This window comes from Sneathiella sp. D3-11 (genome assembly GCF_055809395.1).
This window is the reverse complement of the sequence record NZ_CM147911.1, coordinates 1,518,911-1,532,014: the sequence shown is the minus strand read 5'-3', so window position 1 is coordinate 1,532,014 and position 13,104 is coordinate 1,518,911. Positions and strand designations below refer to the sequence as shown.

At 51.3% G+C, this 13,104-nt stretch carries 11 protein-coding genes; 4 read left to right on the top strand and 7 right to left on the bottom strand.

Features of this window, described 5'->3' with window-relative positions:
- Nucleotides 1-6: 6 nt before the first annotated feature.
- Nucleotides 7-456 (top strand): DUF1499 domain-containing protein, encoded by a 450-nt coding sequence (locus tag AC0L73_RS07910; protein WP_473655266.1) that lies wholly within the window; start codon nt 7-9, stop codon nt 454-456.
- Here the strand turns inward: AC0L73_RS07910 and AC0L73_RS07905 are convergent.
- Together AC0L73_RS07905 and AC0L73_RS07900 are read right to left on the bottom strand one after the other, a co-directional pair.
- A complete protein-coding gene (locus tag AC0L73_RS07905; protein ID WP_473655265.1) occupies nt 453-1,187 on the bottom strand; it encodes a sulfotransferase-like domain-containing protein in 735 nt (244 codons plus the stop codon). The two genes, AC0L73_RS07910 and AC0L73_RS07905, sit on opposite strands and share 4 nt — an antisense overlap.
- Nucleotides 1,188-1,240: 53 nt before the next feature.
- Nucleotides 1,241-2,446, bottom strand: a complete 1,206-nt coding sequence (locus AC0L73_RS07900) for an acyl-CoA dehydrogenase family protein (RefSeq protein WP_473655264.1) — start codon at nt 2,444-2,446, stop codon at nt 1,241-1,243.
- A 122-nt stretch (nt 2,447-2,568) separates the two neighbouring features.
- On the opposite strand from AC0L73_RS07900, the gene AC0L73_RS07895 reads away from it, so the two are divergent.
- Nucleotides 2,569-2,973 (top strand): rhodanese-like domain-containing protein, encoded by a 405-nt coding sequence (locus AC0L73_RS07895; protein WP_473655426.1) that lies wholly within the window; start codon nt 2,569-2,571, stop codon nt 2,971-2,973.
- A 40-nt stretch (nt 2,974-3,013) separates the two neighbouring features.
- On the opposite strand, the gene AC0L73_RS07890 is transcribed toward AC0L73_RS07895, so the two are convergent.
- Nucleotides 3,014-5,026 (bottom strand): AsmA family protein, encoded by a 2,013-nt coding sequence (locus AC0L73_RS07890; protein WP_473655263.1) that lies wholly within the window; start codon nt 5,024-5,026, stop codon nt 3,014-3,016.
- 153 nt (nt 5,027-5,179) lie between these two features.
- Here AC0L73_RS07890 and AC0L73_RS07885 point away from each other — a divergent pair, with 153 nt between their 5' ends.
- Nucleotides 5,180-5,866, top strand: coding sequence for a DUF1194 domain-containing protein (locus AC0L73_RS07885; protein ID WP_227952633.1), 687 nt, complete (start codon nt 5,180-5,182; stop codon nt 5,864-5,866).
- A gap of 15 nt (nt 5,867-5,881) precedes the next feature.
- On the opposite strand, the gene AC0L73_RS07880 is transcribed toward AC0L73_RS07885, so the two are convergent.
- Nucleotides 5,882-6,496 (bottom strand): flavin reductase family protein, encoded by a 615-nt coding sequence (locus tag AC0L73_RS07880; RefSeq protein WP_227952635.1) that lies wholly within the window; start codon nt 6,494-6,496, stop codon nt 5,882-5,884.
- A 295-nt stretch (nt 6,497-6,791) separates the two neighbouring features.
- Here AC0L73_RS07880 and AC0L73_RS07875 point away from each other — a divergent pair, with 295 nt between their 5' ends.
- The gene (locus tag AC0L73_RS07875) at nt 6,792-7,376 is read left to right on the top strand and encodes a GNAT family N-acetyltransferase (RefSeq protein WP_227952637.1); all 585 of its coding nucleotides are present in this window, start codon (nt 6,792-6,794) and stop codon (nt 7,374-7,376) included.
- Here AC0L73_RS07875 and AC0L73_RS07870 read toward each other — a convergent pair.
- The 3 genes from AC0L73_RS07870 to AC0L73_RS07860 are packed head-to-tail and all read right to left on the bottom strand — an operon-like array spanning nt 7,344 to nt 13,104.
- Complete coding sequence (locus AC0L73_RS07870; protein ID WP_473655262.1) at nt 7,344-9,434, bottom strand: hypothetical protein; 2,091 nt, start codon at nt 9,432-9,434, stop codon at nt 7,344-7,346. The two genes, AC0L73_RS07875 and AC0L73_RS07870, sit on opposite strands and share 33 nt — an antisense overlap.
- Complete coding sequence (locus tag AC0L73_RS07865) at nt 9,431-12,199, bottom strand: DUF4159 domain-containing protein (protein ID WP_227952641.1); 2,769 nt, start codon at nt 12,197-12,199, stop codon at nt 9,431-9,433. The genes AC0L73_RS07870 and AC0L73_RS07865 overlap by 4 nt, the downstream gene beginning before the upstream one ends.
- A complete protein-coding gene (locus tag AC0L73_RS07860) occupies nt 12,199-13,104 on the bottom strand; it encodes a DUF58 domain-containing protein (RefSeq protein ID WP_227952643.1) in 906 nt (301 codons plus the stop codon). Before AC0L73_RS07860 ends, AC0L73_RS07865 begins: the two co-directional genes overlap by 1 nt.

The following is a 13,104-nucleotide window of genomic DNA, read 5'->3' as shown; positions in this document are numbered from 1 at the left end:
TCATCAATGTTGAAGAATCTTTTGAAAAAAGTCCAGAGACCAGAGCTGGATTTTTCGTCGCTTAAAAAAACCCGTAAGCCAAATACCTATCTCATGTCTCCGCCGGACTATTGTCAGTATCCGCCAAAAACGATCAGCCCTATATACGAAATCAGTATGTTGAATCTTGCCGGGTTGTTTGAGAGGGTTGCTCTTGCGGAACCGAGAACTGAAAAGCTTGGCAGCCGGGAAATAGGTAAAGATCTACAGGTCGACTATGTTCAATATTCGAAACTGATTGGATATCCGGATACGGTTACCGTTAGATTTATAGACCTTGGGGAAGGGCGATCAACTCTTGCAGTCTTCAGCAGAGCACATTATGGCTACCGTGATTTCGGCGTGAATGAGGCACGGGTCAAGGACTGGATGCGAAAGCTTGATCTAGCTGTCAAAAAAGGAGCGGGAGCCGGTTAAATCTTGCGGGCGCGCAATTCGTCATAAAAGGGCATTTGCTCCGCTAGCAAGTCCATCAAACCTGGCTTAAGCTTAACTTCCCGCTCTTCATAGGGGGCAAAGCCTGTCGTTTCTTCAACAGACGCATACCAGTGGGCAGCCCAGACGCCATCTTCAGGGTGGCGACCTTTTTGCCAACTGAGCATTTCTTTTTCCCATAGGATTCCCAATGCCGCGCAAAGATTTTTCAGCATCGATTCCGGATGTTTTAAGATATCTTCCGCTTCGATAACGACAGGCGTTTGACCCGTCAGTTTTTCAAGAGTTCTGAATATCTCAAGCTGCCGCTTGATGCCGATATCCTCCGTTGTGATCCGGTCCCATTTGGCGGCATAAGAGGCAATCACTCTTTTCGGGTCCCGTATCAGGAAGCAGTTGCGATGGTCTTGGAATGAGCTGAGATCGACTTCCGGTGTCATGTGATGGGTCATGTGCTTGATGTATAACATACTGCCCGGCACAAGGGGCGCGTTCAGATTTGTCGCAACGGTCCGCCAGTCGGTCGGCTGGCTGGCGATGACTTCCTGATACATCGGATGGTGGAGGCCTGTCTTGGCGAGGTAGTGGGCGTAAAAAGGCTCATCCACCGCATGACACCCCGTTCGGCTTCCGAAGGACCGCATCATTGCGGTCGAAATATTGCGCGGGCCGGACCACATCGAAATTCGGATGGCGTCATCCGTATTCGTCATGATCTGGTCCACATAGGGTAGCGGCCTTTAGACAAGAGAGATGCGCTCGCCACTTAGAGGCCGAGGATGAGCTTTGCCATGATATTGCGCTGGATCTCGTTTGATCCGCCATATATGGAGACCTTACGAGCATTAAAGTAACGAGGAGCAACACCACTTGCGTAGTCCGCGCCGATTGGTTCCTCGTTCTGGCCGGGGTACAGAGGTGTAAAGGGCATTGAATAGGTGCCCACCGCCTCAAGCGCCAGTTGGACAACTTCCTGATAAAGGTCGGTGCCCCGACATTTCATGAGGGACGATTCCGGTCCCATATTCTGCCCGGAACTCAATTTGCTCAAGATTCGAAGTTCCGTCATCTCAAGTGCCTGCACCGCAACCTCCAGCCGCGCAAGTTTTGCGTTGAAGGCGGCGTTTTTGATCACAGGCTCCTGCCCGTCCACTTCCGACGCGGCAATGGTGCGTATTTTTTCAACACCGCGTTTGAGGCGTCCTGCATAGGCATTGCCGCGCTCAAATTCGAGGAGATACTTTGCGTAGGTCCAACCTTTGTTGACCTCACCAATCAGATTTTCCATTGGCACTTTCACGTCATTAAAAAAGACCTGATTGACTTCCTGTGCGCCCTTAATTGGCAAGTCGATAGTTTGAATGGGATCGACCGTCACGCCCTCTGATTTCATATCGATCAGCAGGAATGATATGCCTTCCTGACGTTTACCTTCAGTAGAGGTTCTAACAAGGCAGAATATCCAATCGGCATATTGTGCGAGCGTTGTCCAGATTTTTGAGCCATTGCAAAGGAAATGATCGCCCTTATCTTCCGCTTTCATCTGCAGGCTGGCGAGGTCGGAACCCGATCCCGGTTCCGAATAACCCTGACACCACCATACTTTGTTGTCGCGAATGTCCGGAAGGAAGCGCTGTTTTTGTTCCTCACTCCCAAACTTCATGATTACCGGCGCGCACATGCTGATGCCGAACGGAACAATGCCTGGTGCATTGGCGTTCGCCATTTCAGTCTGGAAAATATACTTCTGTGTTGTGTTCCAACCTGGACCGCCATGTTCTACTGGCCAATCCGGCGTCAACCAGCCTTTCTTTGCCAAAGCATCCTGCCAGCGGACATGATCATCTTTCGGAAGATAGCTGTTCCTGTTCTCTGCCATTTTCTGTTTGAGATCTTCATCAAATTCGTCTGCCAGAAACTGGCGCACTTCGTCGCGAAAGGCATTGTCCTGCTTGGTAAATGAAAGGTCCATTCTCATTCTCTCTTTATTTTTTATCTCGACGTACGCTACCGGCGTCATGTAAGGGTAAATAGTAACATCATATATAGGGCAGAAGACAAGATTGTTTTCGCAATTTGAGGCGAGAAGGAGCGATAATAATGAAAAAAGGTGTTAAACAGCTCGTTGAAGAGGCGAACAACGAAATCGAAACAGTATCGATTGAAGAGGCATTCACACTCCTTGGTCAGGACAATGTAACCTTTGTTGACATCCGCGATATTCGGGAACTGGAGCGGGACGGTCAAATATCCGGCGCCGTTCATGCGCCGCGCGGCATGTTGGAATTCTGGGTTGACCCCGATAGCCCCTATCACCGGGACCTGTTCGCTAATGGTAATCGTTTTGTTTTCTATTGCGCGTCAGCCTGGCGGTCGGCGCTTGCAACGAAGGCTGTCCAGGACATGGGCTTGCCGAATGTGTGCCATCTTGAGGGCGGCTTTAGTGCATGGAAAAAAGCCGGCGGCTCGATAGAAGAACGCAAGCCGCGGGGAAGCTAATTTCACCCACGGCTTACTTTCTGGTTACTAGCCGTATGTGCTAATCCTTTTTGCCACCAAGAAGGCCTCCCGCAGAATCGAGCAGGTTCTTTATGGCTGCGGGATCCTTTTCCTTGACGCCTTTAAGAGCATCCTTGACACCATCGCCCGACCCCTTGGCTCCTTCAAGGAGTTTTTTCACGCCTTCAGGGTTAGCCGCGTTCTTGAGGACCCCGGCGAGGTCGGGGGCAAAACTCAGATTGTCCCAGGGACCGGTCACTATAATAGGGACGGCAACCCCGGTGGCTTCTCCGCCACCCTGTCCTTCTGTCGTAGCCACCAGTTTCGGTTCAATCCGATAATTCATGGTTTGCGGCGGAAGTTCAACTGTTCCCGAACCAGAAAGGCGGAGGAACGGGTTCAGCATTTTAAGGTCATTATTCGTGAGAATACCGTTTGTAATCTGATAGGTTCCTGAAATTTCGGCAAAATCTGTCTTTTGCTCTTCTCCCTTATCCGTGAAAGCAGTTGTAACGTTCCGGGCCATTGAGGCCAGATTGACGCCAGAGATTGAACCGTCTTCGAAGAGGATCTGGCCAGTTCCGTTCAGGGCGCTGACCATATCAGCCTGCGATTTGCCACTGGTGGACAAGTCCGTCTGGAACATCCCTTTGCCTTGCAGCTTCTCGAAATCCGCTGCGTCAGTCAGTAATGGCTTCAACTGGATATTCTCAATCGTCATCGCTTTGGTAATCTTCAACGTCGGCTGCTGGGCATTCACCCGAACAGTGGCTGTGCCGGTGCCGTCATAGAGATTCATTTCGCTTAGCACTAGGTCGAGAATTCCGTCTTTGATCGTGGTCGCGAGAGCGCTGGCGCCAATCTTGATTTTCTGGAACAGAATTTGTTGAACCGACAGATCAAACTTGGCGTTGACCGATTTCAGTGCGGAAAGATCAATTGGGGTCGTATCCCATTTCTCTGTCGATGTTTTTTGTGCCGGAGCAGCAGGTGCCGAGCTTTCTGCGCCCTGCTCAGCCGGGAGGTAGGGGTTAAGGTCGAGTGTCTCAAGTGCCAGCTTGCCGACGATATCCGGAACCTTGCCGCCCAGTTCAATACTGAAATCACCAGCCCCGACAATTTCATCAAAACTGATAGTAGCCTCTGAGAAACTGTATTTAGTATCGTTTGCGCCAAGTTTACCGCTGATCTTGAGCGGGCCGAAGCCGGTTTCCGACACGCCCTCCAGAGGGGAGCCTGCCCAGGCCGCGAGATCCTTTACCGATGGAACATCAAGAGTTGTCGTGCCGCCAAGGTTTAGAGGTTGAGTGCTTTTTACCAGACCATCAAAATTGAGATTAATATTCTTGGAGGCAACATTGAGGGTCGTCGTTGTCTCGATATTTTCAAGAATGCTGCGAAGAGCACCGACATTGACATCAAGTTCGACCTTTTCGCTGTTCCAGACGGCGCTGCCTTTTGCTTCGAACGGTTGATCAAGACCAAGAAGCACAAGCTTAAGATTGATATCGCTTAGGTTTATATCTGTGCCGCCTTTCTGATCGACAAAATTGACCACACCTTCGACGATACGTACATCCCCGAGGTTAAGGTCAGATATACCGAGATCAGGCGTCCCTCCGTCAGAGCTAGTGGCTTCCGTTTCTTTTGGAGCTTCTGCTTTAGCGGCATCAAACTCCCAGTTTGCCTTCCCGCTTTTATCGACTTCAAGGTTGATGACCGGTTTCGTCAGGACAAATTCATCGACTTGTACATTTCCGGTTATCAGGGGCAATAAGCTAAGCTTGACCGTAAGGCTGTCGATAGCCGCCATATCGGCATTTTGGGCACCTTCAGCATTGGAGAAGGTGACCGACTCTGCGGTTACGCCCAATGTTGGAAAGACAGTAAAGTTAAAATCGCCCTCAATCGCCAGTTCCCGGCCTGTGGCGTCATTGGCCGCCTGGATCAGTTCCTGTTTGATCCTGTCGGTCGGCACAATGAAAGGAAGTGCTACCGCCAATCCGACGATTACAACCAAAATCACAACAATTGCGATGACGATTTTTTTCATGATCTACTCTCTGTTAAATTCTCAAACTCTCTGGATGATGACATAAAAGACGGCCCGGGTCATGACCCTTTGGTTAAATGGTCATACTTTTGCCGTGAAATACGATAAACTTGGCTTGATCTTCCTTAACTGGGGCACGAGAACGTAATTGCAATGAAATGGCCATATTTGATCGCGGCACTGGTACTTGTGCTTGCCCCAAGATTAGATGTCGTTGCAGACGAGGTGGATATGCAGCTTGTCCTCGCAATCGATGTCTCCTCCAGCGTGAATTACGATGAGTATAATCTGCAAATGCGCGGTTTCGCCGAGGCATTTCGCAGCGATCTGGTGATAGAAGCAATCGCGGCGGGGCCACGGGGGCAGATCAGTCTTGCCGCCACTCATTGGGCCGGGCTTGGTGAGCAGCAGGTAATTCTTAATTGGCGCACCATTGCGACTCAGGAAGACGCTCATGAATTTGCCCGCCAGCTTGATAACGTACCGCGGACCTTCCCTTATGGGGGCACCGCGATTGCGGGGGCATTGGATCACGCCTTCTCTCTTTTTTCGCGCGATCGCAACACGTCACTGCGCAAAGTGATTGACATTTCGGGCGACGGCGTAGTTTCCATAGGGCGCCCGCCCGAGGCGGCGCGGGACCGGATTATTGCTGCAGGTGTTATCATCAACGGCCTACCGATCCTCAATGATGAGCCTGCGCTGGAGAGCTATTACCAGGAAAGAGTAATTGGCGGCATTGGGGCCTTTACTGAACCGGCAAAAGGGTATGAAGACTTCGCCCGCGCCATCGCTGAAAAGCTGGCACGGGAAATTCGGGGAACCTGGCAGGGTGTTTAGCTCCCCGCTGATCAGTTAGACAATTGGTCGGTCCATAGAGAAGATATCGTCAACATGGCAGTAGTCCATATATCCAAGGCGCGCGAGCGGCTGATATTTTTTCATATCGATCATGCCATCGACGATAATTTCATCGCTGATATGGATGCCGACGACTTCTCCCAGAACCATGCTATTTACCACCTTCGGGTTATCAGAAGGTAAGATAATTGTCTTGTAATGCACACATTCCAAATGAGCGAGGCTTTCCTTGACGCGCGGAGGCTTGACAAGCGTTGAGGTTTCCTTTGTCACTCCCGCATAGTCGAATTCATCAACGGAGCGGGGTAACATGGCTGAACTTAAATTCATTTTCTCCCGTTGATTATAGGAAACCATGTTGCAGACAAATTCCTTCGTCGCCTCAATATTATCAAGTGAATCTTTCGCACCGCCTTCGCTGTGGCTACCATTGATACCCATCGCGACGATCGGCGGATTTTCGGACATTGCATTGAAAAAGCTGAACGGTGCCAGATTGACGGTACCATCAGTAGCAAGGCTACTTATCCAGCCTATAGGGCGAGGCGCAACAATGGCCTTGAAGGGGCCATGTTTCAGGCCATGTGGTTCGGATGGTTTGTAAAACATTCGGAAAGTCTCCGGCTAAATGCGAGGGTTGCGCGCCCGTTCTGTTATAAAGTTGGAGGCTAACCTTTGAATCTAGCGCAGGCAAGGCATGATTTATTTCTTTCCTTAATACCGTCCCTATGATATTTGCGCTTTATGAACAAACAGATGACCAAACTTCGACGACGACAGGCTGCTGCCCTTATTTGTGCTGCCGCTTAAATAGCCTGTGCGTTGGTTATCCAAGATTTCATGACGGTTCGGGGCTCCTTTTGAGAGGCATATTGTCTACCCCGTAATTTATTGGAATTCCGTCATGCCCCAGATTATTCACGAGCAGCCAGAACATGTAGAGCAGATCGAGCCTCTGCTTGATCGTTGTTTCGGTCCGGACAGATTCAAGAAGACAGCTTATAAAGTTCGTGAAAACACAACACCCTTGCCAGAATTGAGTTTTGTCACGGTAGAGGGCGACAAGCTCCTCGCTACAATTCGTTACTGGCCGATCATGATTGGCAATAGTACGTCAGCCCTGCTCCTTGGGCCAATCGCTGTTGAGCCGGATTTGCAAGGCAAGGGCATTGGTGTCGGTCTCATGCGGGAGACAATAAAGGTTGCCATTGAACTCGGTCATCATCTGATTGTTCTTGTCGGAGATCCGGAATATTATAGTCAGTTCGGGTTTCAAAACGCCGCCGTCCTTGGGTTCGAAATGCCTGGCCCTGTGGAGGAGCGCAGGCTACTTGTGAAAGAATGCGCGGCGGGTGCGTTGGGAAATGTCTCCGGTATGATATCAGGCGTATCAGATACTCTATCTCTACCGGGCCGGATTGCCTCTAAGGTGGAAACTGATGAGATGATTGCAGGGCTAGCGGCCTTCGCGCCACCATCCGATGCATAAAAACGCAAGCGCGAGAATGAGGGCGACTAGCGGTGGTAACAAGGCTTGGCGATTGTAGCCTGTAATCTGATAATTTTGGTTAGCACGCAGGCCGAACCAGTAGTCCGCTGACTGGCGATTGTCCGGCTTCGTACGCCTGAAATCCGGAAGGCCGTCAGTCTCCAGCCAACGGATGCCGCCTCCGGTTACCTTGGCTATGTCCGCAATTTTGTCTTTACTTGCGCGGATATCGTGAAGTTCCTTCGGATTGAGCGCCCCGACGGCAACTAATGATTTCTGCAGGCCATCTTCCAGAATATGCAGGCCGCTGGTCTGAAGTGGAATGCTCCCAATCTGTTCCCCTTTTTCCCCTTCGGATAATGAAAGCTGCGTCACTTTCCCGTCTGGATCCGTTACAGTGACAGTCACTGGCGCAGAATCAAGTGAGCGGCGCTGAATTTGGAGATTATCCCCCGCGACAACGGCTTTCAGCTGTTCTTCCTCGAGCTCGGGTTCCTTCATCAACCAGTGAGAAATACGCCGAAGAAGTTCAGACTGTGGACCGCCACCTTCAAACCCTCGTCCCCACAGCCAGGCATGATCCGAGAGAAGCTGTGCTACTCGCCCATCACCGCTACGTTCCAATATAAGGAGCGGTTGGTCCGACGGGCCGGTCATCAAGGTTTCCCCGCCAAGCGGCTCTGCCTCGATCATCCGGAACCAGCGACCCCAGCTTTCGCTCCCTTGCGTATTTGTTTTTAGTAGGCCCGTAACCGGATGTCGCTTGCCTGTCTCACTAACAGTCGGGACATAGCCTTCAGTAAAAATATACCCAGTGGGCTTTCCGGGCAGTACTTCTGCCAAAGGAGTCTGGTAGAGGCTCAGCGGTGTCGCAAAGGCGGGGCCGGCCGCCTCAAGCAGCGCGCCTCCAGCTTTCACATAACGAGAGATATTATGAAGGTAACTGGATGGAAGGACGCCGCGCCGCCGGTAACGATCAAAAATAATCAGGTCGAAATCGTTGAGCTTTTTCTCAAAAAGATCGCGGATCGGAAAGGGAATCAGCGAAAGCTCCGTGATTGGCGTGCCATCTTGCTTCTCTGGTGGACGCAGGATCGTAAAATGTACGAGATCGACGGACGGGTCGGATTTAAGAATGTTGCGCCAGCCCCGTTCGCCCATATGGGGCTCCCCCGAAACAAGGAGGACCTGTAACCTGTCTCGGATGCCATTGACTGTAACATAGGCGCTGTTGTTTTTCTCGGTCAATTCCCCGTCTAGCGGATCGACAGAGATTTCAAAAAAGTTGGCACCGCCATGCGTCAATGTCAGATCAAGGATGAGTTCCGATCCGATTTGTGCAAGATCTGCGGCTACTTCTTCCCCATCCTGCGAAATCGTCACGCGCGCCGCCTGAACAGGTTCAGTGAGGCCAAAATCCTCAATTTTGATGATGAATTGCAATGGCTGATTGACAATGCCGAATGTCGGGGCTTTTACCACCCGGAGCACTCGGTCTTTTTCATTATCTGCACCCGTCAGGAGAAAATGAACAGGTCCTGCTTCTTTAGCTTCGGTTTCATTCTCCGGCACATCATGTATTTGGCCGTCCGTAATAAAAATTGTGGCGGCAATCCGGTCAGGGGGGATGTTTTTTAGCGCCTCTTCTCGGCTCTCAAAGGCATGTGTTCCGTTCTCGTCTCCCAGAAGCGATGTCGTCTTGTTCTTAACCGTGACAGTTTCGACATTCAGGTTTTCGATTGTCGCAAGTCGGGACTTAAGGTCTCCAAAGGCGGCACTGGCAGTTTCACCGCGGCGGCCGATTTTCTGGCTGTTGGTCTCATCCAGAACTATTACGGCGATGTCATCGAGAAATTTTCGCTTCTCCGTCAATAGAACCGGATTGGCGAGTACCAGTAACAGAAGCGCCATAAGCGCACTCCGCAACAAGGTGCCGCGCCCGCGCTGCCACAGAGCGAAGATAGAAATACCCGAACAGATCAACGCAAGGACGATCAGCCAGTCAAGCGACACATAGGGGCTGAAATCGAGGGATGAGACAAAGCTTTCCTCTCTCATTGCCCAAGTCTCTCGAGTATGGCGGGGATGTGGACCTGATCGGCTTTATAGTTTCCGGTTAGCGTATACATTACCAAATTAATACCGAAACGATATGCCAGTTCCCGTTGCCGTTCGTTCCCAGGGAGCGTTGCCGCCTGATAGCGACCATCGGCATCAATCGCCCAGGCTGCGGCCCAGTCATTACTGCCGATAACGACCGATGCGACGCCGTCGTTCCCTTGGATGCCTGTGGTATCTTCAATCCAAACCTCGCCGCCATCATACCGGCCGGGGAAAGTCTGCATCAGGTAAAAAGACCGGGTAACCACATGATCAGTCGGCACCTGATGCACTCTTGGAATATCCAGCCTTGCGGTCAGTTGGCGTAAACGGGCGTTCTCTGGGCTGTTGTACAGATCGGGACCAAACTGTCCGACGTTATTCTGGTTGCGGGTGTCAAACAGGATGGTGCCACCGCCACTGAAATAGTTATTCAGCTTGAGAATCGCTTGATCGGAAAGGGCGGGAAAATCCGGGGTGATGGGCCAGTAAATCAAGGGGTAGAAAACAAGTTCGTCTTGCTCGATATCCACTGGGAGCGGGTCTTTGGCTTCAACGGCAGTCCTGTTTCTCAATTGCCGGCTGAGACCGGCAAGCCCATTGTGGCTCATCCTGTCAACCGCTGTATCGCGGGTGCGTATGTAGCCGAGCCGGGTGTCGAGCGTCGCAGCAAGCGCCTTGGCGTCACCGTCGAATTCCGTTTCCTGTGCCAATGTTCCGGTTGGCATGATGAACACGCTAAGCCCGATAGCAATGAGTATCACGGAGGCGCGAGAAATCGTTTTGAACGCAGGAAGCTTCCCCTGCAAATGAAGTGAAGTAATCTGATCGATCAGGACAAGAAGAAGCGCCGCAAGAATTATCGGCATAACGAGATCAATAACGGTCGATTTGTCAAAATATCGGATAGTCGCTGGAAATTGGCCCATATCAATCAGGGAATAGCTTGTGTCAAACTGGCCGATATTGATCGCTATGTTGAAGTTTTCGTCCCCGTAATAGCCAGGCGGATGACTTGCATCCAGAAGCAGTGTTTCCATCTCGGCTGTATTTACCGGTTCGGCTATACCAATTTCACTCTGAATGCCACCAAAGCCATCCATAAGACGAAATGGCGGCAGACTCCGCTGATCAGAAAAGTTCTGGTTTGAAATTTGACTAAGGTTGCCGATTTCACGCAGCATTTCAACGAAGAGGCCGGAAATAGCAAGATTTGACCATTCTGGCGTGGCTGTCGTGTGGAACAAAACCAGCCATCCAGCGTTTTGACGGTCAGCCGTGACCAATGGCGTGCCATCTTCCAGCTGCGCCCAGGTTTTGTCGAGAAGTTCGGGCGATGGATTGGCGAGAACCTGCTTTTTTACGGTCACATCCGTGGGAATGTTGAGGCCAAAAAACGGACTGGATTGCGGAATGGGGCCGAGGTGCGTCGGCTGGTTCCAGGACATTGCGCCTTGAAGGCTGCGGTTGCCCGAACGAAGATTGACCGGCACAAGTGTACCACTGGAATTCGCGATCTTCGGCCCGGAAAATCGCACCAGCACGCCACCCTTTGCAATCCAGTCGAGGAGCTTTCTTTCAATACCTTCGGATAAATTGGCGGCATCCCCAAGAACGATGAGTGAGCGATCCTCTGTTAAAAGTTCTTCAATCTGCCCGCGCGTGATGTCAAAGAAGGGGGTCAGTGCCTGGCTCAAATAGTGGATTTCATCCAGAAGCGGCTGATCAACCTGCTCGGAAACAGTCGTCACCAGACCAACCTGCCGCCGTTGCCAGCGATGGTCGAGCAGAAAGACAGAACCAGTGTTCCGGCTGCTCGCGATTTCCAGACGTCGGATATCATTTCTGACCTTGTTGGGGATTTTCAGACTAACATTCGTCGAGATGCCGTTCTCTGAAAAGGTAAAAGGAACCGATGTGATGATTTTCCCGCCATCTGCTTTTGCGGTTAAGACGCCATTGTCTATGGCGGCGCCCTCCGGAAGAAAGAGCGGTACGCTCAGCTCTTCACTATTCAGATTGGGCAAGCCGATGATAGGCGCAGCGGTGATGCTTTCTTCACGATAAATGGTAAGCGGGCCTATGTTCGAAAGCTGATGTATTAAATCGTTCAGATCAGGGAGGTGGGCGCTTTGCAAAATACCGCTTGAAAGCCAGATGAATTCGGGATTGTCGAGAAATTCAAGACGAGGCAGAAGATGGACTAGGCTTCCATAATGCGCTGGCCATGATTTAGGTTCCAACGAAGCGGCAACCCCATATGCTTCTTGATCTGCAAGTGGTTTTAAGATTACCTGTCGTCCTTCGCCCTGCCGGGCTGCCGTGATAATATATAGCTGTCTTTCCTGTCGGGTTGTCTCTTCAACCAGCTTATTCAAAGTGGCTTTCAGGCTGTCCCAAGATTCAGCAGCGGTCCAGCCATCATCAACGATTATGACAACTTCGCCTTTGCTGTCACGTTGCTCCGGGAGATTAAGGATCGGTCTGGCAATGGCCAGGATGATGAGGGCCGCGATCACCAGCCTTAACAGCAAAAGCCACCAAGGTGTTGTGGCTGCCGACTGTTCATCTTTCTTCAGGCGATAAAGAAATCGGATCGCCGGGAAAATGACTGATTTGGGGCGCGGCGGAACAATACGCAGGAGCCACCAAATCAATGGTAGCGTCAACAGAGCAGCGAGTACCCATGGGAAAAGGAAAGAAATCGAACTGATTGCCACCATTATGCCTTCGCCCCGCGAATATTGAGAGCGGTATAGAGGGCGGCAAAGGCCTCACTTGCCGGGGCGTCTGTCCGGTGAAAGCAGTAATCCCAGGAAACATTTTTCGCTATCTTGAGCAATTCCTGTTGATGTGCATTAAAGAGAGACTGATAATCCTCGCGAACAATCTCAACCCGGCCCAAGGTTATGTCGTCTTCTTCAGTCAACGAGACAAACCGGGTGCGCCCGTTGAAAGGAAGATCTACTTCCACCGGATCGGCGATATGCATTAGGAAACCGCGACAGCCGAGACTGACGACATGACGTATGACTTCAATGATTTCTGACGGTTCGACGAGAAAATCACTGATCAGGACAACAGTTGACTTGCTGGACAGCTGATCGGCAAACGTCAGATCAGTTATGGATGGACTCTGAACTTCCGCAGTGCGGTCAACAAATCGATTAAAGGAGGCAGGGCCAGTCGATGCTTTCTCGGTCTGGCCGACCAAGCCGAATTTTTCGCCGCTTTTTGAAAGAGAGAGTGCCAGTGCCAAGCTAAGCAATGTGGCACGATCCAGTTTGGACTGTTCCGTCTGACCAGAGCCATAGTCCATGGTTTGCGAGGTATCCCGCCAGATCCATACAGTTTCCGCCGTTTCCTGCTCTTTTTGCCTGATATATATATGCTCACGTTTCGCGCTTTGCCGCCAGTCGATACTGGACACTGGATCGCCGGGGCCGTATTGCTTGAACTGCCAGAAATCCTCTCCGGTTCCGGCGCGGCGCCTACCGTGGACACCCATATCATGCGCGTTCACCAGATTTTCCGCGGCAAGTATCAGGGGCGGTAACGTCTGCGCAAGTCTCTCGGCTTTAAACCGTTCATCCAGTTTTGGAGCGTTCACGCGACGCGGCTTGAACAT